The 25,969-nt window shown below is 71.7% G+C and carries 22 protein-coding genes; 9 read left to right on the plus strand and 13 right to left on the minus strand.

The window, feature by feature from the left end:
- The first annotated feature begins 128 nt into the window (after nucleotides 1–128).
- On the plus strand, nucleotides 129–1,325 hold the full coding sequence (locus ACIRJT_RS11105; protein WP_403907358.1) for a CaiB/BaiF CoA transferase family protein: 1,197 nt from the start codon (nucleotides 129–131) through the stop codon (nucleotides 1,323–1,325).
- A 44-nt stretch (nucleotides 1,326–1,369) separates the two neighbouring features.
- Here ACIRJT_RS11105 and ACIRJT_RS11110 read toward each other — a convergent pair whose 3' ends face one another.
- The gene (locus tag ACIRJT_RS11110) at nucleotides 1,370–1,633 is read right to left on the minus strand and encodes a hypothetical protein (protein ID WP_003970092.1); all 264 of its coding nucleotides are present in this window, start codon (nucleotides 1,631–1,633) and stop codon (nucleotides 1,370–1,372) included.
- 279 nt (nucleotides 1,634–1,912) lie between these two features.
- Nucleotides 1,913–2,716, minus strand: coding sequence for an SGNH/GDSL hydrolase family protein (locus ACIRJT_RS11115; protein ID WP_403907360.1), 804 nt, complete (start codon nucleotides 2,714–2,716; stop codon nucleotides 1,913–1,915).
- 236 nt (nucleotides 2,717–2,952) lie between these two features.
- On the opposite strand from ACIRJT_RS11115, the gene ACIRJT_RS11120 reads away from it, so the two are divergent.
- Nucleotides 2,953–4,047, plus strand: coding sequence for a DUF5925 domain-containing protein (locus ACIRJT_RS11120; RefSeq protein WP_403907363.1), 1,095 nt, complete (start codon nucleotides 2,953–2,955; stop codon nucleotides 4,045–4,047).
- Nucleotides 4,048–4,101: 54 nt separating this feature from the next.
- Here ACIRJT_RS11120 and ACIRJT_RS11125 read toward each other — a convergent pair whose 3' ends face one another.
- Nucleotides 4,102–4,476, minus strand: a complete 375-nt coding sequence (locus ACIRJT_RS11125; RefSeq protein WP_403907365.1) for a GntR family transcriptional regulator — start codon at nucleotides 4,474–4,476, stop codon at nucleotides 4,102–4,104.
- Nucleotides 4,477–4,546: 70 nt separating this feature from the next.
- On the opposite strand from ACIRJT_RS11125, the gene ACIRJT_RS11130 reads away from it, so the two are divergent.
- Complete coding sequence (locus tag ACIRJT_RS11130) at nucleotides 4,547–5,464, plus strand: GNAT family N-acetyltransferase (protein ID WP_403907367.1); 918 nt, start codon at nucleotides 4,547–4,549, stop codon at nucleotides 5,462–5,464.
- Complete coding sequence (locus tag ACIRJT_RS11135) at nucleotides 5,448–5,957, plus strand: DUF402 domain-containing protein (RefSeq protein WP_403907369.1); 510 nt, start codon at nucleotides 5,448–5,450, stop codon at nucleotides 5,955–5,957. The genes ACIRJT_RS11130 and ACIRJT_RS11135 overlap by 17 nt, the downstream gene beginning before the upstream one ends.
- A gap of 53 nt (nucleotides 5,958–6,010) precedes the next feature.
- Here ACIRJT_RS11135 and ACIRJT_RS11140 read toward each other — a convergent pair whose 3' ends face one another.
- The 4 genes from ACIRJT_RS11140 to ACIRJT_RS11155 are packed head-to-tail and all read right to left on the minus strand — an operon-like array spanning nucleotide 6,011 to nucleotide 10,636.
- The gene (locus ACIRJT_RS11140; protein ID WP_403907371.1) at nucleotides 6,011–7,504 is read right to left on the minus strand and encodes a trifunctional class I SAM-dependent methyltransferase/NUDIX hydrolase/VOC family protein; all 1,494 of its coding nucleotides are present in this window, start codon (nucleotides 7,502–7,504) and stop codon (nucleotides 6,011–6,013) included.
- Between the two features lie 13 nt (nucleotides 7,505–7,517).
- Complete coding sequence (locus tag ACIRJT_RS11145; RefSeq protein ID WP_403907373.1) at nucleotides 7,518–9,047, minus strand: tripartite tricarboxylate transporter permease; 1,530 nt, start codon at nucleotides 9,045–9,047, stop codon at nucleotides 7,518–7,520.
- A gap of 3 nt (nucleotides 9,048–9,050) precedes the next feature.
- Entirely contained in the window at nucleotides 9,051–9,656 is a 606-nt protein-coding gene (locus tag ACIRJT_RS11150) for a tripartite tricarboxylate transporter TctB family protein (protein WP_403907375.1), read from the minus strand.
- The gene (locus tag ACIRJT_RS11155; RefSeq protein WP_371622650.1) at nucleotides 9,653–10,636 is read right to left on the minus strand and encodes a Bug family tripartite tricarboxylate transporter substrate binding protein; all 984 of its coding nucleotides are present in this window, start codon (nucleotides 10,634–10,636) and stop codon (nucleotides 9,653–9,655) included. The genes ACIRJT_RS11150 and ACIRJT_RS11155 overlap by 4 nt, the downstream gene beginning before the upstream one ends.
- A gap of 125 nt (nucleotides 10,637–10,761) precedes the next feature.
- On the opposite strand from ACIRJT_RS11155, the gene ACIRJT_RS11160 reads away from it, so the two are divergent.
- Entirely contained in the window at nucleotides 10,762–11,439 is a 678-nt protein-coding gene (locus ACIRJT_RS11160; RefSeq protein WP_403907513.1) for a response regulator, read from the plus strand.
- A gap of 163 nt (nucleotides 11,440–11,602) precedes the next feature.
- Entirely contained in the window at nucleotides 11,603–12,643 is a 1,041-nt protein-coding gene (locus tag ACIRJT_RS11165) for a lytic polysaccharide monooxygenase (RefSeq protein ID WP_403907377.1), read from the plus strand.
- A 129-nt stretch (nucleotides 12,644–12,772) separates the two neighbouring features.
- Here ACIRJT_RS11165 and ACIRJT_RS11170 read toward each other — a convergent pair whose 3' ends face one another.
- The 3 genes from ACIRJT_RS11170 to ACIRJT_RS11180 form a co-directional block, all read right to left on the minus strand.
- On the minus strand, nucleotides 12,773–13,666 hold the full coding sequence (locus ACIRJT_RS11170) for an esterase/lipase family protein (RefSeq protein ID WP_403907379.1): 894 nt from the start codon (nucleotides 13,664–13,666) through the stop codon (nucleotides 12,773–12,775).
- A gap of 226 nt (nucleotides 13,667–13,892) precedes the next feature.
- Nucleotides 13,893–15,416 carry an MFS transporter gene (locus ACIRJT_RS11175; RefSeq protein WP_403907515.1) on the minus strand — a complete coding sequence of 508 codons (1,524 nt, stop codon included), beginning with the start codon at nucleotides 15,414–15,416 and terminating at the stop codon, nucleotides 13,893–13,895.
- A 303-nt stretch (nucleotides 15,417–15,719) separates the two neighbouring features.
- Entirely contained in the window at nucleotides 15,720–16,073 is a 354-nt protein-coding gene (locus ACIRJT_RS11180; protein ID WP_403907381.1) for a winged helix-turn-helix transcriptional regulator, read from the minus strand.
- 187 nt (nucleotides 16,074–16,260) lie between these two features.
- Here ACIRJT_RS11180 and ACIRJT_RS11185 point away from each other — a divergent pair, with 187 nt between their 5' ends.
- Both ACIRJT_RS11185 and ACIRJT_RS11190 read left to right on the plus strand, forming a co-directional pair.
- Nucleotides 16,261–17,313, plus strand: a complete 1,053-nt coding sequence (locus tag ACIRJT_RS11185; RefSeq protein ID WP_403907383.1) for a DUF3533 domain-containing protein — start codon at nucleotides 16,261–16,263, stop codon at nucleotides 17,311–17,313.
- Between the two features lie 252 nt (nucleotides 17,314–17,565).
- Nucleotides 17,566–18,063, plus strand: coding sequence for a phospholipase (locus tag ACIRJT_RS11190; RefSeq protein ID WP_403907385.1), 498 nt, complete (start codon nucleotides 17,566–17,568; stop codon nucleotides 18,061–18,063).
- A gap of 123 nt (nucleotides 18,064–18,186) precedes the next feature.
- Here ACIRJT_RS11190 and ACIRJT_RS11195 read toward each other — a convergent pair whose 3' ends face one another.
- Nucleotides 18,187–19,365, minus strand: coding sequence for an alpha-lytic protease prodomain-containing protein (locus ACIRJT_RS11195; RefSeq protein WP_403907517.1), 1,179 nt, complete (start codon nucleotides 19,363–19,365; stop codon nucleotides 18,187–18,189).
- A 349-nt stretch (nucleotides 19,366–19,714) separates the two neighbouring features.
- On the opposite strand from ACIRJT_RS11195, the gene ACIRJT_RS11200 reads away from it, so the two are divergent.
- Nucleotides 19,715–20,626: an alpha/beta fold hydrolase gene (locus ACIRJT_RS11200; protein WP_403907387.1), complete on the plus strand. Its 912-nt coding sequence runs from the start codon at nucleotides 19,715–19,717 to the stop codon at nucleotides 20,624–20,626.
- Nucleotides 20,627–20,644: 18 nt separating this feature from the next.
- Here ACIRJT_RS11200 and fxsT read toward each other — a convergent pair whose 3' ends face one another.
- Both fxsT and fsxC read right to left on the minus strand, forming a co-directional pair.
- Nucleotides 20,645–24,574, minus strand: a complete 3,930-nt coding sequence (fxsT, locus tag ACIRJT_RS11205) for an FxSxx-COOH system tetratricopeptide repeat protein (RefSeq protein ID WP_403907389.1) — start codon at nucleotides 24,572–24,574, stop codon at nucleotides 20,645–20,647.
- Nucleotides 24,571–25,911 (minus strand): FxsC protein, encoded by a 1,341-nt coding sequence (gene fsxC / locus ACIRJT_RS11210; protein ID WP_403907391.1) that lies wholly within the window; start codon nucleotides 25,909–25,911, stop codon nucleotides 24,571–24,573. The genes fxsT and fsxC overlap by 4 nt, the downstream gene beginning before the upstream one ends.
- Nucleotides 25,912–25,969: the final 58 nt, after the last annotated feature.

Consider the following 25,969-nt stretch of genomic DNA (forward strand, 5'->3'; position numbering starts at 1 on the left):
GGGCAGGGGGCGCGCGGGACTGCCGGAGCCGGCGGAGCGGCGGCCGGGAGGTCCGCAGGCCGGCCGCAGGTGGTCCGCGGCGCGGCCGGAGGTGGCACGAGCGGCGCCCAGAGGGTAAGCACGGGGTCATGAACACCTTGCCACTCCCCCTCGACGGCATCACCGTGGTGGCCGTCGAGCAAGCGGTCGCCGCCCCCTTCGCCACCCGGCAGCTCGCCGACCTCGGAGCGAGAGTCATCAAGGTGGAGCGCCCGGACGGCGGCGACTTCGCACGCGCCTACGACACGGCGGCGCGCGGCCTCGCCTCGCACTTCGTGTGGTGCAACCGCGGCAAGGAGTCCCTCGCCGTCGACCTGAAGGATCCGCGCGGCCTCGCGGTGGTCCGTGAACTCGTCGCCGGGGCCGATGTGTTCGTCCAGAACCTGGCCCAGGGGGCGGCGGCCCGGCTCGGCCTCGACGCCGCCTCGCTCTGCGCGGCGCACCCGCGCCTGGTGGCGGTCGACATCTCCGGTTACGGCACGGTGGGACCGTACGCGCACAAGCGGGCCTACGACATGCTCGTGCAGTGCGAGGCCGGCCTGGTCTCGGTGACGGGGACGGCCGAGCAGCCGGTGAAGGCGGGCGTGCCGGCGGCGGACATCGCGGCGGCGATGTACGCGTTCTCCGGGGTGCTCGCGGCGCTGCTGCGACGGGCGAACACCGGGCGGGGCGGCCCGGTGGAGGTCTCCATGCTGGACGCGCTGGCCGAGTGGATGGGCCACCCGCTGCACCAGGGGACGCACGGATCCGCTCCCCCGCCGCGCACCGGTCTCGCGCACTCGGTGATCGCCCCGTACGACGCCTACGCGACGGCCGACGGCGAGCAGGTGCTGCTCTCCGTGCAGAACGACCGGGAGTGGCGGCGACTGGCGGAACAGGTGCTCGGGCGGCCCGAGTTGGCCGACGATCCGGACTTCGCGACGAACGCGGCACGGACCGCGAACCGGGAGCGGACCGATGAGGAGGTGGGCCGGGCGCTGGCGGGCCTGACGGGGCGGGAGGCGCTGGCCGGCCTCGATGCGGCGGGCATCGCCTGTGCGCGGCTGAACACGGTGGCCGATGTGGCGGCGCATCCGCAGCTCGCGGCACGGGACCGGTGGCGGGAGGTGGGCACACCGGTGGGGCCGTTGCGGGCGCTGCTGCCGCCGATCACGCTGCCGGGGAGCGAGGAGGCACGGATGGGTGCCGTACCGGCGCTGGGTGAGCACACCGATGCGCTGCTGCGAGCCCTGGGGATGACGGACGAGCAGACATCGGCGCTGCGCCGGGACGGAGTGATCGCCTGAACCGCCCCGAGCGGCGGGCCGGTCCTGACGGGCGGTGCCGTGGGTCAGCGGCGGCTGCCGAAGAGCGAGCGCCGCAGACGTCGCAGGGGCGCGAAGAGCGACACGCGTGCGCTCCTGCTCCTGCGGGTGTGCGCGGCGTCACGCGAGGTCAGCTCACGCATGAGCAGCGTCGCTTCCGCCGACTCGCGCTGCGGGACGACGGGGCCGCCGAGCACCGCGAGATGGCGGTCGAGGCGCGTACTGGTCGCACCGCTCCCGCATGTGATGGCAGGCACACGCGGCCTGCTTCGCACCGTTATCTGTTCCATGTCACTCCCCACCCGTACGAGGGCACCCGGTCCGGGCAGGTTAACCCTATCGTCCCGCGGTGACACCCGTGTATCCCGGCCACAGGATTACGCACACACATACGGAGGTTGACGCCTCGTTACCGAATTCGCGCGATTCCGGGGTGACTTCGGGCAGTTCGAGCGGTTCGGACGGTTCGCACGGTTCGCAGGTCCTGCCCGGCCGTCCCCCTGCGCGTGCAGCGCGGAGGGACGACGGGGAGGGCGGGACGCTCCGGCCGAAAGCGCCATCCCTCCGGGTCAGAGAGCGGACTTGAGGACGGGAAGATAGCCGCCCGACTGTCCGGCGGCGGTGGGGTGGTAGGACTCGCCGATATTGAGCCAGTTCACGCTGTGCAGCCAGGCGTTGCCCGAGCAGATCTCGTGCCCGGTGAAGGCCGGCCTGACATCGCCGAAGGTGAAGCCGTGGTCCGCGGCCCGCTTGGCGGTGGCCGTGTTGAGGTGGTCGGACGCCCCGTTGATGGCGGAGCGCTCCTTCTCGCTCAGACCGGCGAGGCAGCCGCCGCCGAGCTGGTAGAAGCGCGGGTAGCCGAGGACGACGACCTGCGCGGAGGGGGCCTTGGAGCGGATGGCCGTGTACACGGAGTCGAGCCTGCCGGGCAGGGTGGAGTCGACGTAGGCGCGGGCGGTGGCGACGCGGTTGAGGCAGGTGGCCTCGGACTGCAGGACACAGGTCGTCATGACGTCGGCGAAGCCCGCGTCGTTGCCGCCGATGGAGATCGAGACGAGGTCGGTCGAGGCGTTCAGCCGGCCGAGCTGGCTGCCCGTGACGTCTCCGGTCCGGGCGCCGGAACAGGCGGCGAAGTCGAACGAGGAGGGGGAGTTGGCGGCCGCCCAGAGGGCGGGGTAGGCGCGGCTGCTGCGCTTGCAGCTGGAGCCGTCGTAACCGCCGGCTCCGACACCGGAGGAGTACGAGTCGCCGAGGGCGACGTAGTCGACCGCCGCGGCGGACGAGTCGGCGTTCGCGATCCCGGCACCGGTGAGGGCGAGGGCGGCGCCGAGCAGGAGCGAGGACGAGAACGCCACGAGTCTGGACATTTTCATGGGACCTCCTTGAGCAGCGGGTTTCTGCCTACTCCGTAGTAGCAGCACGCGCACCACACTGGAAGTGTCCATGCCAAAAATAGGCGTGGTGTGCTTCCGTCCGCCCCCGGTCGTTCAACGGGCGCTCCTTGACGCCGTGCTGTCGCTCCGTCGACTGCCGGGCGCGCCGCCGGCCCGGTCCGCGAGCCCGCGAAACCCGGGTGCACGGGGCCACACCGTGCCGGATCATGGGCACCATGCCCGACTCCCCCGAATCCGCTCTGCCGATCCGGCTCACCGTCGACGACAGCGATTCACCGTCCGATGTCGTCGACGCGCTCTTCCTCGGCCGCTTCGCGACGGGCGAGCAGCCGTATGCGCACAGCTCCTCCCTCGATCGGGTCAAGGCCGGGGCGACGCTGCTGCCGCCGGACGCCACGGTGCTGCGGGCCGCCCGCGACGACGACCGCAGCGCCACGCTCGCGGAGGGCGAGGGCTGGACCCTGCTGGCCTCCCGGTGGAACCGGGGCGCGGACGTCACCGTCACCGCGATCAGCGAGGAACTGGCCAGGAGTGTCCTCGACCAGGCCACCGAGGGCGCGCAGGACGAGCAGGAGCCCCAGTCCGACAACGTGACCATGGGCTTCTGGTACGTCTCCCCGCGCCGCGGCCCGTACCGCACCACCCGCCGGATCACCGCCGGAAGCTGGGACGAGGTCCGTCCCAACTACACCGGCCCGGTGGCCGAGGCGATGGGCCGGCTGATGAAAGTGACGCCGGACGACATCGCGGGCCGGCTGCTCCTGCTGCACGGCCCGCCCGGCACCGGCAAGACGTCCGCGCTGCGCACCCTGGCCCGCTCCTGGCGCGACTGGTGCCAGGTCGACTGCGTGCTGGACCCCGAGCGGCTCTTCAACGACGTCGGCTATCTCATGGACATCGCGATCGGCGAGGACGACGGCACGGCCGGGGGGCGGTGGCGGCTGCTGCTCCTGGAGGACTGCGACGAGCTGATCCGCGGCGAGGCCAGGCACACGGCGGGCCAGGCCCTGTCCCGGCTGCTGAACCTGACGGACGGCCTGCTGGGACAGGGCCGCAACGTGCTGGTGGGGGTCACCACCAATGAGGACCTGGAGCGGCTGCACCCCGCGGTCGTGCGCCCCGGCCGCTGTCTGGCCAGGATCGAGGTCGGCCCGTTGACCCGCCAGGAGTCGGTGGCCTGGCTGGGTAGGGACGACGGGGTGAGCCGGGAGGGCAACTCCCTCGCCGAGCTGTACGCGCTGCGCCGGGGCATCGGGCCCGCCTCGGTGCCGAAGCAGGACGCGGGGTCGGACGCCGGGCTGTACCTCTGACCCCGTGCGTCACGGGCAGTACGCCAGTTGCCCCCGTGTGTCACGGGCGGTACGTCAGTCCCCGTACGCCGCGCGCACCGCGTCCTTGGCCAGCGACAGGGCCTGCTGCCGGGTGAGGCCGAGCCGCTCGGCGGTCTCCGCGTACACCTGCGCGGCGGTCGCGGCCCGTTGTTCGGCCGCTCCCCCGGCGGCCGCGACGAAGGTTCCGTTGCGGCCCCGGGTCTCGATCACCCCGTCCGCCTCCAGGGCCCGGTAGGCCTTGGCGACGGTGTTGGCGGCGAGACCCAGCTCCTCGGCGAAGCCGCGTACGGTCGGGAGCCGGTGGCCCACGGGCAGCGCGCCGGAACGGGCCAGTTCGGAGAGCCGGGTGCGCAGTTGCTCGTACGGCGCGATGCCGGAGTCCGGGTCGAGGACGATCTTGTCAGTCACGGGCCGATTCTCCCCCACCTGCGAAAAAAGGGGAGGCGTTCGGGGCGCGGCTGCGCATACGGTCCACCGCATGACTGTGATCGTGCGCGATTTCCGGCCGTCCGACGCGGAGGCGTGGACCCGTGCCCGCCGGGCCTCGGTCCCCTGGATGGTGGCCACCCCCGAACAGGTCGTCCACGATCTGGTCCACGCCCATCCGGACCGGCACTACCGGCTGCTGGTCGCCGAGGAGGACGGCGAGATCATCGCCACGGCGCAGGCGGGCATCGCCCACGACAGCGCGGAGCCGGGGCAGGGGTACTTCACCCCCCAGACGCTTCCCGGCCGGACGAACCGCGGCGCGGGCTCGCTGCTGCTGCGCACGGCGGAGGAGCACCTGGCCGAGGCCGGGGCCACGGTCCTGTACGCGTGGGTCCTGGACAACCCGGAGAGCCTGGAGTTCGCCCGCAAGCGGGGCTACCGGCCCAGCCGCTCCGCGCACTTCCAGCGCCTCGACCTCGCGGGCGGGGCCCTGCCGCCGCGTCAGGAACCGCCGACGGGCGTCGAGCTGCGGCCCGGCTCCGACTTCGCCGACGATCCCCGGCCGCTGTTCGAGGCGGACGCCGAGGTGACGGCCGACGAGCCGGGCGACATCACCTCCGAGCTGGACGACTACGACGACTGGCTGACGAACATCTGGCGGCACCCGGCCTTCGACCAGGGGCTCACCTCGGTGGTGCTGGTCGACGGCGAGGTGGCGGCGTTCAGCGCGGCCACCACCGACGGCGCGCGGACGTATCTGAGCGCCATGACCGGCACCCTGCGCGACTTCCGGGGGCGGGGCCTGGCGAAGCTCGCGAAGAACGACTCGCTGCACCGGGCGCGGGCGGCCGGATACACGGACGCCTACACCTCCAACGACACCGGCAACGGCCCGATGCTGGCCGTCAACCAGTGGTTCGGCTACCAGGTCTGCGCGACGGAGGTCCGCCATGTCCGCACCCTCTGAACCCCGCGCGGGCCGTACGAAGGGCCTGGTCGTCGACCTGTCCAAGGCGGGCCGCACCAAGATCAGGTATCCGGCGGAGCTGGTCCGGGACGACGGCGTCCGCGTCACGGTCCGGGCGCCGTGGGCCGCGCCCGGGGCACGGGACTTCGGCTTCGTCCGGTTCGAGCCGGGCGACGTCCTCACCGAGCACTACTGGCGGGACCGGTGGTTCGCGGTGAAGGAGGTCCGCACCGGGGACGGCCGGCTCAAGGGCTGGTACTGCGACATCACCCGGCCCGCCGTACTCGCGGACGGGGTGCTGGCGGTCGAGGACCTGGACCTGGACCTGTGGGTGTCGGCCGACGGCTCGACGGTCCTGCGGCTGGACGAGGACGAGTTCGCGGCGAGCGGCCTGGCCGGGCGTGATCCGGCGGCGGCCGGGGCGGCGGCCCGGGCCCTGGACGAGCTGGAACGTCTGGCCCGGACGGAGGGGCTGACCGCTCTGCTCGGCTGAACGCCCGTCGGGCGTCGGGCGCGGGGGCCGGCCCGCACGAACCGCCGGGCGGCTCAGGGACGGGGCCGGGAGCCGGCGACGAGCTCCACCTCGTACCCCGCCGGGTCCTCCAGATAGGCGGCGTGATGCCCCTCGCCGCCCGCGTACGGATGGCGGTCGGGGAACAGCAGCCGCCAGCCGTGCGCCGGGGCCCCGGCGACCAGGGCGTCGAGGGCGGCCCGGTCCGCGACGTGGAACGCCAGGTGGTTGAGGCCGGGGCGGCGGCGGTCGTGGCCGCCGGCGGCCAGGTCGGGCGACTGCTCCACCACGACGTACGTGTCACCGCGCCGCCAGCTGCGGCCGTGGGTCCAGCGCTGGTACGGAACATGGCCGAGCCGGCCCAGCAGCCAGCCCCAGCCGCGCTCCGCCTCCGCCAGGTCCGCCACCCACAGCTCGATGTGGTGCACCCGCCCGGTGGTCTCCTCGGCGGCGGGCAGCGGGACGGCCCTGCGGGGGCCACCGGGCACATACGCGATCGGCTCCCCGTCCCGGTGCCAGTGGATCATGAAGTGCTCGCCCGCCCGGTATCCGTCCAGACCCGCGCGGCAGTAGGCGACCATGTCGTCCGGCGGGGCGGCCAGCGGGAACCAGTCCAGCTCGGAGCACTTCTCCGGCTCCGCGTTGCGCGGCGGGCGGGCCGGGTCGTGCTCCGCGACGAAGAACCAGCCCATGCGCGCCCCGCCGCCGGGGCCCCGGTGCTGCATCACGAGGGCCACCTTCAGCTCCTCGGGCTCCAGGTCGAGGCCGATCTCCTCGGCGGCCTCCCGGACCATCGCCTCGCGGACGTCCTCGCCGTCCTCCGCGTGGCCGGAGGGCATGTGGAGCAGTCCGTCCGCGTACCCCGTGCCGGAGCGGCGGGCCAGCAGGACGTCCGGGCCGCGCCGCAGGATCAGATGGACGTCGACGACCTCGGTGTGCCGGTGCGGCGGCATCGCGCGGGCGACCAGCGCATAGCGCTCGTCGTCGACCTCCTTGCCCCACAACCGGGAGTCGGGGGCCAGGTCCTCGTGGTGGATGCGCTCCGTGTGCGCGGAGAGCAGGGCGGTGAGCGCGGCGGCGGACAGGCCGGCGCCGCCCCACACCCCCTCGACGAGGACGAGCCGCCCGCCCGGCTTCAGCAGGCCGAACCAGTGAGCCAGGGCCGCCGCCGGGTCGGGCAGCAGCCAGACGACGTGCCGGGCCACGACGACGTCGAACACCCGCTCCCCGACCGGGGGCCGGGCGGCGTCCCCGACGAGGACCTCCGCGCCGGTCCCGGCGAGCTTGGCGCGGGCCCGGTCGGCCATGCGGGGCGAGCGGTCGACGGCGGTGACGCGGTGGCCCTGGCCCGCGGCGAGCAGGGAGAGGCTGCCGGTGCCGCACCCCAGGTCCAGCACCTCGGCGCGGGTGCCGGGCAGCCAGCTCTCCAGCCGCCCGGCCCAGGCGTCGCGCACCGCGGGGTCGAGGAGCCCGTGGTCGGGCTCCTCGTCGAAGGATCCGGCAGCCGCGTCCCAGTCGATCGTGGTCATGGAGCCGATGCTCTCAGCCGCCACCGACAGTGCGGGACTCCTCCTCCGTTTTCCGGCCACCGCGCCGCCGCAGGACGAGGCGGCTGATCAGCGGCCACGCCACGATCAGCACCACGATCGCGTAGACCGTGACGGAGAACGGGGTGTTGACCAGTCCGGACACACTCCCGTCGCTGATCTGGAGCGCCCGGCGCAACTGCTGTTCGGCGGCCGGGCCGAGGATCACCCCGATGACGGCGGGCAGCACCGGCAGCCCGTAGCGCCGCATTCCGAACCCGATCAGCCCGATGATCAGGAGGATCACCAGGTCGAGGGGCTCGCCGCCGACCGCGTACGCGCCGACCGCGGCGAAGAAGAGGATGCCCGCGTACAGATAGGGGCGCGGGATCCGCAGGAGCTTCGCCCAGACGGGGGCGAGCGGCAGGTTGAGGGCGAGCAGCAGCACCATGCCGACGAAGAGCGAGGCGATGAGGCCCCAGACCAGCTCCGGTTCGCGTTCGAACAGCAGGGGGCCGGGCTGGATTCCGTACTGCTGGAAGGCTGCCAGCATCACGGCGGCGACGGCGGTCGTGGGCAGTCCGAGCGTGAGCATCGAGACGAGCGTTCCGGCGGCGGAGGCGGAGGCGGCGGCCTCGGGTCCGGCGACGCCCTCGATGGCCCCCTTGCCGAACTGGTCGCGGTGCTTGGAGAGCCGCTTCTCGGTGACGTAACTGAGGAAGGTGGGGATCTCCGCGCCGCCCGCCGGGATCGCCCCGAAGGGGAAGCCGATGACGGGACCGCGCAGCCAGGGCTTCCAGGTGCGCTTCAGGTCGGCGCGGCCGAGCCACGGTCTGCCGACGGGGATCGGCTTCCCGGTGGAGCGGCGCAGGTGGGCGGCGACCCAGAGCGCTTCGCCGATCGCGAAGAGTCCGACCGCGACGATGACGACGTCGACGCCGTCGGCCAGTTGGAGCGAGCCGAAGGTGAGGCGCTGCTGGCCGGTCATCTGGTCGAGGCCGACCAGTCCGATGGTGAGGCCGATGAGGAGCGAGGCGATGCCGCGGATGCGGGAGGCGCCGAGGACGGAGGTGACGGCGATGAAGGCCAGCACCATGATGGCGAAGTAGTCGGGGGCTCCGATGCCGATGGCGAGGGAGGCGACGGTCGGGGCGAGGACGACCAGCAGGATCGTACCGATCATGCCGCCCGCGAAGTGACCGATCGCGGCGGCGGCGAGCGCCTGGGCGCCGCGTCCGCCCTTCGCCATCGGGTTGCCCTCGATCGCGGCGACCACGGCCGCGCTCTCCCCGGGGGTGTTGAGGAGGATCGAGGTGGTGGAGCCGCCGAACATCGCGCCGTAGTAGATCCCGGCGAACATGATGAACGCGCCGGTCGGATCGAGTCCGTACGTCACCGGGAGCAGCAGCGCCACGGCCATCGCCGGGCCGATGCCGGGGAGCACGCCGATCGCGGTGCCGAGCAGCACGCCGATCGCGGCCCAGAGCAGGTTCATCGGGGTGAGCGCGGTACCGAAGCCGTCGATGAGGGAGTTGAGGGAATCCATCGGTCAGAGCACCCCCATCAGCGGGCCGCCCGGAAGGGGGACACCGAGCAGGTTGTCGAAGACGAAGTAGGTGGCGAGGGAGATGCCGGCCGCGATGAGCGGGTCCCGGCCGTGGTGCCGGCTGCCGAGCGCGTAGGCGGAGCCCCAGAAGAGCAGCGCCCCGGCGATCGGGAAGCCCAGGGGGCCGATCAGGACGGCGGCGCCGAGGAAGACCCCGGTGAGCAGGAGGACGGTGCGCCAGTCGGCCGGTTCGTCGAGGTCGACGTCCTCGCCGCCCTCCGCCTCGCCGCGTCCGCCGCGCAGGACGTCGCCGGCGAGCAGGACGGAGATGAGGAGGAACAGTCCGCCGATGACGAAGGGGACCGTCCGGGGGCCGACGGGACCGCGCTGGGCGATGTCGACGCTCATGGTGAACGCGTCGGTGAGAACGAGCACGCCGAGCGCGAACAGCAGCACGCAGACGCCGAGTTCGGAGTGCTCGCGCAGCCAGGCGCGGGTGGCGTTCGGCTCGTGCGCGGCTGCGGCGCCCGGCTGCGCCGCGGAACCGGGAGGTCCGGTGGGTCCAGTGGGTTCGGTGGGTCCGGTGGGTTCGGTGGGTCCGGTGGTCACAGCCCCAGCTCCTTGAGAACGGTGGCGACACGCTGGTTCTGCTCGTCGAGGAAGTCGCCGAAGGGTTCGCCGATGAGGAGGGCGTCGTCCCAGCCGTTCTTCTTCATCGACTCCTTCCACTGCTTCGTGCCGTGGAGTTCCCGGATCAGGCCGGTGAGCTTGTCGCGCTCGGCCGGCGAGAGGCCGGGCGGGGCGACGATGCCGCGCCAGTTGGTGAACTCGGTGTCGAGTCCGGCTTCGCGCAGGGTGGGGGCGTCGAGGCCCGGCACCCGCTTCGGGCCGGTCACGGCGAGCAGGCGCAGCTCGCCCGCCTCGATCTGGTCGCGGTACTCGCCGAGGCCGGAGACCCCGAAGCCGACCTTGTCACCGAGGATCGAGGCGAGGAGTTCGCCGCCGCCGTCGAACGGGACGTAGTTGACCGTCCTCGGGGCGATGCCGGCCGCCTGCGCCATGAGCATCGGGGCGAGGTGGTCCGGGCCGCCGGGCGAGGAACCGCCGCCGACCGGGACGCGGGCCGGGTCCTTCTTCCAGGCGGCGAGCAGGTCGGCGATGGTCCGGTATGGGGAGTCCTTGGAGACGACGACGATGTCCGGCTCCTCGGTGAGCCGGGCGATCGGGGTGGTGTCGGCGAGCGTGCTCGGGGACTTGTTGGTGTGGACGGCTCCGACGACGCCGAGCCCCATGGAGAGCGCCAGCTTGCCGTTGCCGTGTTCGCCGACGAGCCGGCTCAGGCCGACCGTTCCGCCGGCGCCCGGCAGGTTGAACACCTCGATGTTGTGGGTGAGTTCGGCGTCCTCGGCGTTCTTGGCCAGGGTGCGCGCGGTGATGTCGTAGCCGCCGCCGGGTGTGTTGGGGACCATGAAGCGGAGCCCGGGAATCTGGGTGCCGGTGTCGGAACCGTCACCGGTGGACAGCAGGGGTGGTCCTACCACCACCAGCAACGTGGCCCCCAAAAGGGCGAGGAGAGTGCGCAGTCGCACGGGTTCCGCCTTTCAACTGTGAAGTGGCCCACATGTTGCCTGCGCGTTAAGAAGCTGTCTCTCTTCCGGTATCAACGGACGTTGTGGTCATTGCGGTCGACGCCTAGCGTGGCGGCGTGACAACTGTGCTGGTGGTGGACGACGACTTCATGGTCGCGAAACTGCACAGCCGCTATGTGTCCGCCATGGACGGCTTCGCGGTCGTCGGGGTGGCGCACAACGGTGCCGACGCCTTGCGGGCGGCCGAGCGGCTGCGCCCCGATCTGGTGCTGCTGGACATCTATCTGCCCGATATGGACGGGATCGGAGTGCTGCGTGCCCTGCGGGCGGCGGAGGAGCTGGACGCCTCGCGCCCCAGCGTGGACGCTCTGTTCATCACGGCGGCCCGGGATGCGGGGGTGATCCGGGCGGCGCTGCGGGCAGGGGCCCTGCACTATCTGATCAAGCCGTTCAACCGGTCCGCGCTCCAGGAGCAGCTGCGCCACGTCGCCTCGCTGCGCACTCGCCTGGACAAGCTGGGAGAGGCCCGCCAGGAGGACGTCGACCAGATCTTCGGCACCCGCCCGCCCGGCTCGCGCGAGCTGCCGAAGGGCCTGGCCGCCCCCACGGCCGACCTGGTGGAACGCACCCTGCGCGACCACCCCGAGGGCCTGTCCGCGTCGGAGTGCGCCGAGGTGGGCGCGCTGTCCCGGGTGAGCGCGCGCCGCTACCTGGAGCACTTCACCGCGACGGGCCGGGCCGAGGTGACCCTGCGCTACGGAGGCACGGGGCGGCCGGAGCGGCGGTACCGGTGGACGGGGTGAGGTGGCACGTCCCGGCCCTCCACCTGAGCGCCCACTTAGCGGCGCCTTAAAGCGACCATAAGGATCGTCACCACCCCCTCCCATCAGGCGTTTTCGACCTTCCGAGCGGCTAGCTTGCTGATCGCCACCCTCACAGCCGTGCCGTCTCGAAGGAGATCCGTCCATGACCGCTCGTCGCAAGGCAGCCGGTGTCCTCGCCCTCGGTCTGGCCCCGCTCGCACTGACCGGGCTGGCCTCCGCCCCGGCCGTCGCGCACGGTTCGCTCACCGACCCGGTGAGCCGGGTGTCCGCGTGCTTCGCGGAGGGGCCGGAGAGCCCGACGTCGGCGGCGTGCCGGGCGGCGGTCGTGGCGGGCGGAACGCAGGCGCTGTACGACTGGAACGGGGTGAACATCGCCAACGCGGCGGGCAAGCACCGTGAGTTGATCCCGGACGGCAAGCTGTGCAGCGCGGCCAACGACAAGTTCAAGGGCCTGGACCTCCCGCGCGCCGACTGGCCGGCCACCGCGATGTCGGCGGGCGAGCACACCTTCCGGTTCCGCGCGACGGCCCCGCACCGGGGGTCGTTCGAGCTCTACCTCACCAAGCCCGGATACGACCCCACGAAGGCGCTGGCCTGGTCGGACCTGGAGGCGAAGCCCTTCGCCCAGGCCACCGACCCGACACTGGAGAACGGTTCGTACGTCTTCGACGGGACGGTCCCCGACCGCTCGGGCCGACAGCTCGTCTACACCGTCTGGCAGCGCTCCGACTCCCCCGAGGCGTTCTACGCCTGCTCCGACGTGACGTTCGGCGGCGGGACGCGGGACGGCGGGGCGGAGAAGGAGGAAGGGCAGCAGGGTTCCGGTGGTGACTCCGGCGCCGAGGCCCCGACGTCGGCCCCCTCCGCGCCGTCCGAGGACGCCATCGCCGAGGGTTCCGAGAAGTCGTCGGTCGAGCACGACGGCCACGGGGACGACGACGCGAACACCGGGGCGAAGGTCACCGCCGCCGCCCCGGCCGCGCCGGAGGAGAAGGCCGAGGGCAACGCGCCGGAGGCCAACGCGGCGGGCGCCGAGGAGGTGCTGGCCGAGACGGGCGGCTCCAGCAGCAGCACCTACCTGGCCATCGGGGGTGCCGGGGTGCTCGCAGCCGGTGCGGCCGTGCTGTTCGCCACGCAGCGCCGGCGGGCCGCCGCCGCCGCCGCGGGGCGCCACAGCCGCTGACCGTCGCAGCACCCCTCTCATACCCCTGCCGCGCCCCTCCGGGACGTCGGGCGCGGCAGGAAGTGACGGGCCGGGGCCCGCCGTCCGCCCCATCGGACGCCGCGCCCCGGCCCGTCTTCACGTGCCAGGTCAGCCGATGACCGAGCCGCAGGTGGTCGGGGTGGCACGTGCCGGGTCGAGGGCGTTGGCCACTTCGTGGAAGGCGATGCGGTCGACGGTCCCGATCGCCACGTGCTCGGAGAGGTCGAGCGGGCACAGGTCCTGGAGCAGCACGTTGCGTACGTTCGGCCCGTCCAGGTACTGCGTGCGGTACGGGGTCACGACCTGGTCGTACTTGGTCGCGATGACGGTGTAGCGCACGCCGGGGACGGTGTCGCCGCCCGCCGTGAGCTTGGTGATGAAGGGCGATCCCGCGATCTGGTCGGCGAGTCCGGGGGTCGTGTCGCTGATGAACTTCTCGACGCCGGGGAAGTGCGGCAGCAGCTTGGTGAGGCCGAGCAGCGTGGTGCCGTGGTTGTCCGGGGCGATGCCGACGAGGGCGTTGACCTTGCCGGCGCCGCCGAGGAACTTCAGGTAGTAGTTCGGCATCATGCCGCCCTGGGAGTGACCGACGAGGTCGGCCTTCGGGGCTCCGGTGGCGTCGAGGACCTTGTCGACGAACACGTCGAGCTGTTCCGCGGACTCGTCGATGGGTCCGAGGCCGTGGAAGAACGGCACGCCGGGGAGCCGGCCGTAGTCGAGGGAGAAGACGCAGTAACCCCGGTTGACCAGGTAGGGGGCGAGGACCAGCCAGTTGTCGATCGAGTTCCCGAAGGTTCCGTGGACCAGGACGACGGGGCGGGGATGGGCTGCGGAGGGCTTGCAGGAGTAGTCGTTCCAGCCACGCGAAGTGGCCTCGGCGGCGGCCGGGGTGGCCGCGGTCGCGGTCGCCGTGGGGGCGACGAGGACGGTGAGGGCGAGGAGCAGGGCGGCGAGCAGACTGCGCGTGCGGGGAACGCGCGCAGCACGGATCCAGGGCAGCATCGTGTGGTCTCCTTGCGGCTCAAGGGGGGTGCGATGGCGGTGCGCCCTGTGGCCCGGACCACAAGCTTTACGTGCTCATGCCAAATTACGCACGAGTAAGGTGGCGAGGGAAGTTACGCGTCGGTAAAAACTGGCGGGCGGCGGTACCCGCTCGCTCCCGGCCCCCGACGCGGCCGGCCATCCGCCTCCCCCGCCGGGGGCGACCCATGGCCGGCCGGATGCTTTCCTACCGCTTCGCCCCTTCCCGCTCCACCCCTTCCCGCTTCACCCCTCCCTGCTTCACCCCTTCGCGGTCCGCGCTCCCGCCGTCGCGCCCCACCTTCCGGAGCAGCAACGTGGCGGTGACGGCCAGTGCGAGCATGACCGGGACGGCTCCCATCGCGATCCACGCGAGACCCTGGGCGAAGGAGTCCCGTGCCGCGGCGACGAGTTGGGCTCCCGTCCCCGCGGGCAGTCGGCCCGCGGCGTCGAGGGCCGCGGGCAGGTTGTCGGTGGCCGTTTCGCGGGCGGAGGCCGGTACGCCGTCCGGTACCGAGCCCGTCATCCGGCTGTGGTACGCGACGTTCAGTACGCTGCCGAGGACCGCGATGCCGAGGGCGCCGCCCAGTTCCTGGGTCGTCTCCCCCACCGCGGCCGCCGAGCCCGCCTGCTCGGGCGGCGCGGCGTCGACGATCATCCCGATCCCGAGGGACGAGACCGGCATCAGGCCGGCGAACAGCAAGGACGCGGCCGTCACGACGGTCCCGATCCCGGAGTCGCTGTCCACCTGCGCGAGCACGGTGAAGCCGATGGCGGCGATCGTGAGACCGGCGCCGAAGACGTACCCCTTGCCCACCTGGTCCGCGACGCCCTGGGCGACGAACATCGCGAGTGTTCCGCTGACCACCATCGGCAGGCTCCACACCGCCGACTCCAGCGGCTCCATGCCCAGCACCATCTGGATGTACTGGGAGACGAGGAACTGACTGCCCAGCATGAACACCACGGTCAGGGTCAGTGTTCCGAGGGAGACGCTGAAGCCGCGGTTCGCGAAGAGCTTCATGTCGAGCAGCGGGGCGGTGAGCCGACGCTGCCGCACGACGAAGAGGGCGCCGATCACGAGGCCTGCCGCCAGGGACAGCAGCGGCAGCAGGGCGACACCCTCCTCGGCGAACCCCTTCACGCCGAAGACGACCAGCAGGATGGCGGCCAGCGACATCGCGGCGCTGGTCAGGTCGAGCCGGCCCGCATCCGGGTCGCGGACCTCCGGAAGCACCAGCGGGCCCGCGACCAGCAGGAACACCATGACCGGCACGGCCACGAGGAAGACCGAGCCCCACCAGAAGGCCTCCAGCAGCACGCCACCGACCAGCGGCCCGACCGCACCGCCCAGCATGAAGCTCGTCATCCATACCGTGATGGCGAAGCCGCGCTGCCCGGCGTCCTGGAACATGGCGCTGATCAGCGACAGCGTCGACGGGCCCAGCACCGCGCCGGCGAGGCCGAGAAGGGCGCGGGCCGCGATCAGGGTCTCCGCGGTGGGCGCGTAGGCGGCGAGCACCGAGGCGCAGCCGAACGCGACAGCCCCGATCAGCAGCATGCGGCGTCGGCCGATGCGGTCGCCGAGCGTGCCCATGGTGATCATCGCGCCCGCGATGACGAATCCGTAGACGTCGGTGATCCAGAGCAGTTGCGCCCCGGAGGGCTCCAGATCCCGGCTGAGGGTCGGCAGCGCCAGATGGAGCACGCTCATGTCCATGATCACGAGCATCGCCGGCAGCGCCAGCGCCACCAGCCCGATCCACTCGCGCACCCCTGCGCGCGGCGCGGTTTCCGTGTCCACCACAATCTCCCTTCCGGGCCGCCCGGCCCGACGGGCTTACCTTAGGTTTTGGGCTTTCGATAGGTAAGGGCTTACCTGCCGGTCAGCCCCGGACCGGGTCGATAGCGCGCAGGCCGGACCGCCGGACCGGGGAAATATTCGACACGGGAACTCGACGCAGGAGCTCGACACGGGGACTCGACACAGAAAGGCGCCCCGCTCCAGAGAGCGGGGCGCCGACGAACAGCAGGGTCACATCACCTCGTCGTGGCGCTCGCGCGCGGCGACGATGTCTCCGATCCGATGCGTGATCCACTCGACCAGGCCGCCCAGCGTCAGTGCCAGCTCCCGCCCCAGAGGGGTGAGCGAATAGGTCACCTGGGGCGGCACCGTGGGCTCGACCTCACGGTCGATCAGCCCGTCCCGCACGAACACCCGCAGATTCTGGGACAGCATCTTCTCGCTGATGCCGCCGATCCTGTCCCGCAGCACGTAGAAGCGCATCGGCCCCTCCTGCAACGAGGCCAGGATCAGCACGCCCCAGCGGCTGCTGACATGATTCAGCACCGTGCGGGCCGGGCAGTCCGCCGTGAAGACGTCACTCATCGCGCCGGCTTTCCCATCCTTGACCTCCGAGCTCACATCCACGCCTAAAACTTACCGCAGGCCATGACCTTACGAAAGGAAAGCCCGGAGGCCGGCCGCCCCCGGCGCTACGCCACCCGCCCCCGGCATTACGCCGTTCGGCCCTGCCCCGCCTGCGCGCACGCCGCCCCGCCCGGACCGTGGGGGCATGACATTCGTCGACGAGGTGAAGAACGCCGTCACCCCACGGGCCGCTCTGCTCGTGATCGGTGTGCTCGGACTCCAACTGTTGTTCATCGCGTCCTACGTCGGAGCACTGCACAAGCCGAAGCCGACAGATGTCGCCTTCGGGGTGGTGGCCCCGCGGCAGCTGTCCCAGCAGCTCGTCGACCGGCTGGACGGACTGCCCGGCGGACCGCTCGACCCCCGTACGGTGAGCAGCGCGGCCGAGGCCCGCGAACAGATCATGAACCGCGACATCGACGGCGCCCTGATCGTCTCGCCGGAAGGCCGCACCGACACCCTGCTGGTCGCCTCCGGCGGCGGGACCGTGCTGTCCGGGGCGCTGGAGCGGATCCTCACCCAGGTCGAGGCATCCCAGCAGCGGACCGTACGGACCGTGGACGTGGCCCCGGCCTCACCCGAGGACTTCGACGGGCTCTCGTCCTTCTACCTGGTGGTCGGCTGGTGCGTGGGGGGCTATCTCTGCGCCTCGATCCTGGCGATCAGCGCGGGCTCCAAGCCCGCCAACCAACAGCGCGCGGTGATCCGGACGGCGGTCATGGCGCTGTACGCGATCGCGGGCGGCATCGGCGGAGCGATCATCATCGGCCCGATCCTCGGCGCACTGCCGGGCAGCTTCTGGGGGCTGTCCGGCCTGGGCGCGCTGGTGGTCTTCGCGGTCGGCACGACCACGCTCGCGCTTCAGGCCCTCACCGGCATCGTCGGCATCGGCCTGGCCGTCCTCATCGTCGTCATCGCGGGCAACCCGAGCGCGGGCGGCGCCTTTCCGCTGCCGATGCTCCCGGACTTCTGGCGGGCGATCGGCCCGGCCCTTCCTCCGGGCGCGGGCACCTGGACGGCCCGCTCGATCGCCTACTTCCGGGGCAACGCGGTCACCGGGCCACTGCTGGTGCTCTCGGCCTGGGCGGTCGTCGGCACGGCGCTGACCCTGCTGCTGTCGAGGCGGCACCGGTCGGGCCGGGACGACGACCACGGTACGGAGACGGCGCGCGCGGCGGGCGGATCGACGGCCGCCTGACGCCCGCTCCACCCCGCCGGCTCCCACCCGCCCTGCCCACCCCGCTCCCGCTCCCGCTCCCGCTCCCGTTCGGTGAAACGTTCATGGGGCCGCCTCAATGGCGGCCCCATCTGACGTGCGCCCCAATTCTTGGTGTCCGGTCAGCGCGACACCTAGTCATGACAGGTGCATGGCGACATGCTGGAGCGGCCTCGTACCACCCGACGAGAAGCACGACCAGGACCACTCCTTCCACCCCCACGGAGGTCGCTCATGCGTCGTCGATTCACGCTTCCGCTCGCCGCGGTCGCCCTGTCACTCCCGCTCGGCCTGATCACCGCCGCTTCCGCCTCGGCCGCTCCCGCGGACAAACCCCAGGTGCTCAGCTCCTGGACCCAGACCAGCGCCTCCAGTCACAACGCCTGGAAGGCCGCCCGCAACAACCAGGGCGCCTGGTCCGCGTACGGCTTCGACTGGTCGACGGACTACTGCAGCAGCTCCCCCGACAACCCGTTCGGCTTCCCCTTCCAGACCTCCTGCGCCCGCCATGACTTCGGCTACCGGAACTACAAGGCCGCCGGTACGTTCTCCGCCAACAAGGCACGCATCGACTCCGCCTTCTACGAGGACCTCAAGCGCGTGTGCGCCGGCTACTCGGGCGCGACGAGGACCTCGTGCAACGGCACGGCCTGGACCTACTACCAGGCGGTGAGCGTCTTCGGCGTCTCGCCGGCCAAGGCCGACTCCGCCCATCTGTCCAAGGCCGCCTGACCGCCCGACCGCCCGACCGCCCGCAAGCGGCTCCCGCTCCACCCCGCACGGCACCAGAGGGAGAGGCCCCCGGCGTACCGGGGGCCTCTCCGTGTCGCTGCGGCGCGGTGGTGCGGTGGTACGTCAGCCGATCTCGGCGCCGTAGGCGGCCAGCGCCTCCGGTACCGGCTGGAAGAAGGTCGTACCGCCCGAGGAGCAGTCGCCGCTGCCGCCCGAGGTCAGCCCGAGCGCGGTGTCGCCCGCGAAGAGGGCGCCGCCGCTGTCGCCGGGCTCGGCGCAGACCGTCGTCTGGATGAGGCCGTTGACGATGTCGCCGTTGCCGTAGTTGACCGTGGCGTCCAGCGCGGTGACCTCACCGTCGTGCACCTGGGTGGTGGAGCCGCTGCGGGTGACCGCCTGGCCGACCGTCGCGTCGCCCGCCCGGGTGATCGCCCGGGTCGAGCCGTCGTAGAGGTTCACCTCGCTCGGGTGCGCGGTGTCCGAGGTGTACTTGACCAGGCCGTAGTCGTTCTCCGGGAAGCTGGAGCCCTCGTTCGCCCCGATCTCCGAGCCGCCCTGGGTGTCCGACCAGCTGGTGACCGACTCGGTGCAGTGGCCGGCGGTCAGGAAGTACGGCTCGCCGCCCTTGACCACGTTGAAGCCGAGCGAGCAGCGGGAGCCGGAGCCCCAGATCGCGTCGCCGCCCGCGATCAGCGGCGTGAACTCGCCCGCCGTCCGGTTGAGTTCGGCCGTGCCGCCGAGCCCCTCGACCACGGTCGAGAGCTTCTTCCAGGCCGCGCCGTCGACCGTGCTGTCGGCGGTGACGAGGACCTTGTTGCTCACCGGGTCGACCGCCCAGGAGGTGCCCGGGATCGTCGCCTTCTCGGTGAGGGCCCCCCGGGCCGACTTCAGCTCGGCGAGGGAGTTCTCCACGATTCTGGCCTTGCCGCCCGCCTGGCGGACCTGCTCGGCGCCGGCCTCGTCGACGACGTTCACGACGAGGGTCTTCGCCGTGGTGTCGTAGTACGAGCCTGCCGCGTCCGCGCCCAGGTCACGGTCCAGGGCGGTGGCCAGCTTTCCGGCCGCGTCCGCGCTGAGCGTCTTGGCCGCGAACGCCGGCACATCGTCACTGGCGTTCGCAGTCTGGAACGTGAATCCCGCTGCGACGAGGGCGACGACGGCCGAGCCGGCCAGCGTCGCGCGCTTCCTGGATATGCGTCGATGCTTCAACTTCGACCTCCTGTGGGGCCGCGCACGGAGCAAGTGGGGTGCCCGTACACGGAGGATGGGGCGCCCACTATTCCGAGACGGCGATACGCACACAAGGTCGACTTCCAGACGTGCACACGACAGCGACGCTTCGCGCGCGAGGCGTTCACCTGCCCCGGGTCGTGCCACGTCGGTTCCGATCGCGAACACCCGGTGCAACCACAGATGGCCCCTGGGTGAGGACTAGTCCTGTCCGGTATTCGCCGTAGCTGGTCCGGATGGTGTGCCCACCCGTCCGGATGTCGGCGGCAATCGTCCACCGGCGGCCTCCCCGTACCTTCACCATTCCTTCCTGCCGCCCAACGGTCCCGGTAACGCCTCTGATGGGTCATCATCGAAAGGGCAGCACACGCCGGGCACACCGTGCCCGGGCCGGCCGGGTGACCGAGCGGAGGAGGAACGGGTGCGCAACCGGGTGCTCGCGGCGGACGGGCGGCATCTGATGGTGGAGCGGATGGGCGACCCGCGGGGAAGACCGGTCTTCCTCCTCCACGGGACTCCCGGCAGCAGGCTCGGACCCGCTCCCCGCGGCATGGTGCTGTACCAGCGCCATACGCGGTTGATCACCTACGACCGCCCCGGATACGGCGGCAGCGACCGGCACGAGGGCCGCCGGATCAAGGACGTCGTCGAGGACGTCCGGGCCATCGCCGACTCTCTGGGGCTGGACCGGTTCGCCGTGGTGGGCCGCTCCGGCGGGGCCCCGCACGCCCTGGCCTGCGCGGCGCTGATGCCGGAACGGATCACCCGGACCGCGGCTCTGGTCAGTCTCGCGCCCCCGGACGCGGCCGGTCTCGACTGGTTCGACGGGATGACCGCGTCCAACGTGCTCGCGTACTCCACGGCGGCCGACGACCCCGACGGCCTGGCGCGGTCCTTCATCATGCGCTCCGCGCAGATCCGGCGGGACCCGGTCAGGCTTCTGGACGACCTGCGCCGGGAGCTGACCGACTCCGACCGGGTGGTGGTCAACGACGCGGGCATCCGCTCCATGCTGCTGCGCAACTACAGCGAGGGGCTGCGCACCTCGGCGTACGGCTGGATCGACGACGCCATCGCGTTCTGCAGCCCCTGGGGGTTCGATCCCGGCCGGATCACCGGCAAGGTCCTCCTCTGGCACGGGGTGAAGGACGTCTTCTCCCCGGTCGGTCACTCCCGTTGGCTGGCCGGGCAGATACCGGGCGCCACCGCCGTACTGGAACCGGCGGCGGCCCACTTCGACGCGTTCCCCATGCTTCCCCGCATCCTCGACTGGCTGCTCGACGAGCGGGAGCACCCGGACGGGGCCATGCGGGCCGCCGTGCCGGGAGGGTGAGCCCTCCCGGCCGGACGGTCACACCGACATCGGTTCCAGCTCCCGCCTAAACCGTTGCTCGGTCCGTGCTATCCGGACCAGCGGGTGGTCGTCGCCCAGCTGGCGCGACAGCTCGACGACGATCTCCGCCCGCAACTGCGCCGCCTGGTCCTCCCGGCCCATGGCATCGAGCGTGACCGCCATGTTCGAGGTCATGGACAGGGTCTCCGGATGGTGCGCCCCGAGCGCCTCGCGCAACTGCCCGGACAGCCGCAGTTCGGTCTCCAGCACGATGTCCAGCTCTCCCCGGTCCGCTGTCGCGCTGGCCAGGTTCATCACACAGAACAGGGTGTTGGGGTGCTCCCGGCCGAAGGTGTCCCTCATCGAGGCGACGACCAGCTTCAGCACCCGCTCCGCCGCTTCCGGCTCCCCGGCGCCCGTCAGATAGACGCCCAGGTTGTTCTGTGCCGCCAGGGTGTACGGGTGCTTCTCCCCCGGCACCTTCATGTACTGGTCGACGACCTCCTGGGCCGTGTCCCTCGCCTCGGCGCTCTCGCCCGCCGCGAACAGGTCCGCGGCGAGGTTGAGGTCACAGGCCAGTGAATCGGGGTTGGCGGTGGTGTACTTCGCCCGGTAGCGGGCGCGGGTCGCCACCGTGAGCCGGCGGGCGTCCTCCAGCCGGCCCGCCCTGCGCAAGGACACCGCGAGGCTCTTCGCGGCGCTCAGCGTGGCGGGGAAGCTGCGGCCCATCGTCGCCTTGAAGCTGTTGTACGTCGTGCTGAGCAGCCCCACCGAGTCCTCGTACCGTCCGACCTCCCGCAGGTCGCGGGCGAGGTTCATGGCGGAGGACAGGCTGTAGGGGTGTTCCGGTCCGAGCACCTGGGAGCGCAGGTCGTAGACGTCCTGGTCGATCTCCCGGGCGCGGGCGTACTGGCCGACGCTGCGCAGGTTCAGGGCCAGGTTGTTGGCGGCGGCCAGGGTCCGGGGGTGGGAGTCGTGGAAGATCTGGCCGAACCCCTCGTGGGCCTCCGTCGCCATCTCGATCGCCCGGGCGTAGTCCCCCAGCAGACCCAGGTCGATGGCCAGACTGCTGGTGGTCATGTACGTGTGCGGGTGCTCGGGTCCCAGCACCGCCCGCTGCCGTTCCAGGGTGAACTCGTCCAGCTCCTTCGCCTCCACGTAACGCCCGCGGGTGCGCAGGATGTTGGAGAGGTGGAAGCAGAGGTAGAGGTACTGCAGGTCGCGCTCCCCCAGCTTCTCCTTCCAGATCTCCCGCAGCTCCTCGCCCAGCGCCCCCGCGGTCCTGACGTCACCGCGCTTCCAGAGGTAGCGGACCCGGTCGATCAAGAGCCTGCGGGTCTCCGGTTCCTTGCAGTTGCGGGCGTCGGAGGGGCCGAGGTGCGGCCAGATCGTCGCGAAGCGCGGCCAGGTCTCCGGGTTGTCGATCGGCTCGTCGTCGTCGGGCCGGGCGCCGGCGAGGATGCGGTGCACGACGTGCCGGGCCTCGCGCTGCTCCTCCTCGCTGAGCTGCGCCTTGATGACGGCCTGGACGAGGCGGTGGACCTGGATGGAGTTGGAGACCTGGTCGACCTTGGCGAGGGCGAACCGGCCGATCTCCCGGATGACCCGGCCGAGCACCAGCTTCTCCTGGAGCGAGGAGTCGTACGGCTTCAGCGCGTCGATCATCTCCTTGCTGTAGAGGAGGTTCGCGGAGATCGGTTCCGGGGCGAAGAAGGCGCACAGCTGGAGCAGCCGCACGGCGGCGGGCGAGCGTTCCTTGAGCCGGGCGATGGAGATGTTCCAGGTCGCGGCGACCGGTTCCGGATAGCCGGCCGGCTGGTTGAGGGCGAGGACCTGGGTCGCCTGCCGGGCGAGCTGTTCGAGGTAGGCGCCGATGGGGGTGGCGGTCTCCGCGATCCAGGCCGCCGCCTGCTCCACGGCGAGCGGCAGGTCGCCCACGGCCGTCGCCACCTGGTCGGCGTCCTCGTCGCTGAGCCCCGGCGCCCGGCGCTGGAGGTGCTCGATCGACTCCTCGCGCAGGAAGACGTCCACGGGCAGCGCGTCGCCGTGCTGGGACCAGCTCTGGTTGCGGGAGGTCACCAGGATGTGGCCCGAGCCGCCCTGCGGGAAGTAGCGGCGCAGCTGCTCGGGGTCGTCGGCGTTGTCGAAGACCAGCAGCCAGCGGTCCGAGGGCACGCCGCGCCGCAGCAGGTCGACGGCCTCCTGGGAGGCGGCGGCCATGTCGTCGCCGCCCTGGGCGCCGAGCCGGACGGCGAGTTCGGCGAGCGAGGCGACCACGTCGTCCGGCTGCTCGGACGATATCCACCAGACCAGGTCGTAGTCGGCCATGAAACGGTGCACGTACTCCAGGGCCACCTGGGTCTTGCCGACGCCGCCGAGTCCGTACAGGGTCTGCGGCTGCGGCAGGACCACGGCCAGGCCGCCGCCGAGCTGGTCGCGCATCCGCTCCAGGACGAGCGAGCGGCCGGTGAAGCCGGGGTTGCGGGGCGGCGCGTTCCAGATCCTCGGCACGGTACCGGGGAAGCGGGGACCCGGCGAGAACCCGTCCGCCGCCTGCACCGGGCGGTCCAGGGCCCGCATCACGGCGGTGGTGGCGTGCACCTCGTCCAGCCGGAAGAGGTCGACCGGGTTGCGGTCGATGTACGGGGCGCTCAGCCGTACGTCCCCGACCCGCAGGGGGACCAGTCGGCTGCGGCCGCTGCCGACGGCCTCCGCGGCGGTCCGTTCCCACAGCTCCACCGCGCGCTGGGACTTCAGATAGGCGCTGGAGAGCAGCACCACGGTGCGGGCGGCGCTCGCGGCGGTGGTGGCTTCGTCGGGGGAGCGTTCGGCGGAGACGTCGCGCGGAACCACCCGGAAGCCGGCCCGGGAGAGAATCGATTCGAGCCAGTCGGCCCACATCCGGTTCTCCGCCACATAGCTGAGGAAGAGATCGGCGGGCAGGGCGGGCCTGCGCCGGGTGAAGGCGTCGCGGATCCGCAGCCGGACCTCTTCGCCGATCGGGGGCATCGAGGTGATCTCCCGGTCGGTGATGACCGCGGTGAGCCGTTCGAAGGCGGAGAGCAGCGAGTTGGTGAGCCCGGCCTCGTCGCCGAAGGTGGCGAGCGTCTCCTCGTAGGCGTAGTAGGGCCGGTAGGGGATCTCGACCGCGCCCCAGTAGGCGGTGAGTTCGTCGCCGGACAGGTCGCGCGGCAGCCGGTCGAACTTCAGCCGGGCCAGCGCCCGACCGGCGTCCGCCTTCTCCTTCTCGCCCTCGTCGATGCGCATCGGGACGGGGTAGAGGGCGATGGGGCGACCGGTGTTGCGCTCGGCGATCTGGCGGGCGACGGAGGCCGCGCCGTCGATGGACTGGTCGCTGAGGGTGAAGCAGTCGACGAGCACGTCCGGCAGGTGGATGGTGCAGATGTCGGCGATGTCGCTGAGGCCGGTCCGGCTGTCGATGAGGACGTAGTCGTAGTTGGCCTTCATGTCGTCGCGCAGCGCGTCGAAGAAGTGGCCGCCGCCGAACCGGTCGTAGAAGTTGTCCCAGTCGAAGGTGGAGACGGTCGCGGAGTATTCGCGGTTCTGCCGTCCGGCGGAGACGAAGTCGAGCGTGCCGCCCTGCGGGAACTCCCAGCCGAGCGACTCCGGGGTCAGCGACACGGCGTGCGGCTGGATGCGGGCGTAGTCGCGGTGCCAGTCCTCGGCGCGCTGGGCTGGGCTGGTCGCGGCCCACGCGTACTCGGTGATCAGGTCGATCACGCCGGTGGTGGCGCCGAGGGTGGCCGGGTCGAGGAAGGGGTGGAAGAACCGGTGCAGCCCGGGGGCCTCCAGGTCCCAGTCGACGGCCAGCACCCGCTTGCCGTTGGCCGCGAGGATCCAGGCGGTGTTGGCGAGCGCCATGGTGCGCCCGGTACCGCCCTTGTACGAGTAGAAGGTGACGATGCGCCCGTCACGACCGGCACTCATAGGTCCTCCGCTTCCGTCGCAGGGTCGTGCGGGTCGGGGATGTAGCTCGTGCTGCCCATGGGACCGGTGAGCCGGGTCCGCTCGCCGGAGCCGCCGCCGGATCCGGGAGGGTAGGCCTTGGCGTGCTTGAGGTACTGCTGGGCGGCCACCTCGACCACCTGGGGCAGGAGTTGGCCGAACGCCTCCATGGTGGGCACTCCCTTCGCCGCGGCGCGGCACAGGGCCCGGCCCTGGCCCATCTTGACCGGCATGGTCGCTTCGAGCGTCTCGGTGAGCTCGCTCTCCGCCGCTCTGCTCTGGTGGTCGTCGCGGCTCCACGGCACGACCATGGTCACCCAGGGCCGGTTCTCGGCGTCGAAGGCGGCGAGCCTGCGGCGGTGGTCCTCGTCCCTGAGGGCCCAGCGGTCGACGAGCAGGATCTCGGGGGTGCTGGGCGGGGTCTTGCCGTCGTGCCGGTCCTCGTCGAACGAGGTGATGTGGGCCTGGTAGTTGAGCGAGCGGACCAGTTCCTCCGCCACATAGGCCAGCGGGCGCGCGGCGGCCGGGTAGTAGGGGTTCCAGTCCTGGGGGTGATCGCCGTAGTGGTCGCTGTTGCGGCCCTCGGGCAGATCGTGGCGGGTGGGTGCCGCGATGGTGATCTGCATCGGCCGGGGTGCGCCGACTCCGCTGCTGGGGGAGCCGAAGGCGCTGGGTGCGAGGCGGTAGTCGACGGGGCGGCCGGTGTCGATGCGGACCGAGTCGGCGACGCTGACGATGCGTTTGGCCAGTTCGTAGACGGCCCGTTCGTATTCCTCGGCGAAGAGTCTGAGCTTGATCAGGCCGTAGAGGCCGTCGCTGACGTACCGTTCCCCGAAGTCACGGTGGTTGAACTGCAACCGCTCGGCGGAGCCGGGCAGTTGGCTCGGCGGCACCGGTACCCAGAGGGCCGGGACGATGGCCTCGGCGGGCTGGTTGGAGCGGGCGCGGTGGTGGATGGCGCGCTGTTCGAAGGCGTGCCACTCCTTGCCGCACATCTCGCTGGCGAAGTAGCGCGGCGAGAACAGCGGGACGAAGACCCGGCAGGTGGCGAGGACGTCGCCGAGCCGTTCCGACCAGCCCTCACCGGAACGTATCTCCCGGTCCATGAAGCCCGCGGGCGCTCCGGCGGGTAAGTCGGTCATGGCCATCACATGGCCGCAGAGGTCCTGGAAAAGCCGTTCGACCCACATATCGGGGTCCGTGCCGCCGCCGTATCCCGGCGTGTGGGCGTAACTCAGAAAGAAATACGGCCGATGGCCCACCGCTCGCTGTTGCGTCGATGCGTGCACACGACCCCCGTCCTGTGTGAGCACTCGCATCCCGGAAGGAGGAAGGGAGTGGAAGCGAACTCATCATTCCGGAGCGGACCGCTTTCCA

Source organism: Streptomyces sp. NPDC102283, from assembly GCF_044766265.1.
In the GTDB taxonomy this organism is placed as follows: Bacteria; Actinomycetota; Actinomycetes; order Streptomycetales; family Streptomycetaceae; genus Streptomyces.

Coding starts and splice junctions, on each gene's coding strand:
- ACIRJT_RS11140 (WP_403907371.1), bottom strand. CDS start 7,504: ATGACCACGATCGACTGGGACGCGGCTGCCGGATCCTTCGACGAGGAG.
- ACIRJT_RS11180 (WP_403907381.1), bottom strand. CDS start 16,073: ATGAGTGACGTCTTCACGGCGGACTGCCCGGCCCGCACGGTGCTGAAT.
- ACIRJT_RS11175 (WP_403907515.1), bottom strand. CDS start 15,416: ATGCTCGTGATCATGGACATGAGCGTGCTCCATCTGGCGCTGCCGACC.
- ACIRJT_RS11105 (WP_403907358.1), top strand. CDS start 129: ATGAACACCTTGCCACTCCCCCTCGACGGCATCACCGTGGTGGCCGTC.
- ACIRJT_RS11165 (WP_403907377.1), top strand. CDS start 11,603: ATGACCGCTCGTCGCAAGGCAGCCGGTGTCCTCGCCCTCGGTCTGGCC.
- ACIRJT_RS11115 (WP_403907360.1), bottom strand. CDS start 2,716: ATGAAAATGTCCAGACTCGTGGCGTTCTCGTCCTCGCTCCTGCTCGGC.
- ACIRJT_RS11135 (WP_403907369.1), top strand. CDS start 5,448: ATGTCCGCACCCTCTGAACCCCGCGCGGGCCGTACGAAGGGCCTGGTC.
- ACIRJT_RS11170 (WP_403907379.1), bottom strand. CDS start 13,666: ATGCTGCCCTGGATCCGTGCTGCGCGCGTTCCCCGCACGCGCAGTCTG.
- fxsT (WP_403907389.1), bottom strand. CDS start 24,574: ATGAGTGCCGGTCGTGACGGGCGCATCGTCACCTTCTACTCGTACAAG.
- ACIRJT_RS11120 (WP_403907363.1), top strand. CDS start 2,953: ATGCCCGACTCCCCCGAATCCGCTCTGCCGATCCGGCTCACCGTCGAC.
- ACIRJT_RS11190 (WP_403907385.1), top strand. CDS start 17,566: ATGCGTCGTCGATTCACGCTTCCGCTCGCCGCGGTCGCCCTGTCACTC.
- ACIRJT_RS11110 (WP_003970092.1), bottom strand. CDS start 1,633: ATGGAACAGATAACGGTGCGAAGCAGGCCGCGTGTGCCTGCCATCACA.
- ACIRJT_RS11145 (WP_403907373.1), bottom strand. CDS start 9,047: ATGGATTCCCTCAACTCCCTCATCGACGGCTTCGGTACCGCGCTCACC.
- ACIRJT_RS11130 (WP_403907367.1), top strand. CDS start 4,547: ATGACTGTGATCGTGCGCGATTTCCGGCCGTCCGACGCGGAGGCGTGG.
- fsxC (WP_403907391.1), bottom strand. CDS start 25,911: ATGCGAGTGCTCACACAGGACGGGGGTCGTGTGCACGCATCGACGCAA.
- ACIRJT_RS11185 (WP_403907383.1), top strand. CDS start 16,261: ATGACATTCGTCGACGAGGTGAAGAACGCCGTCACCCCACGGGCCGCT.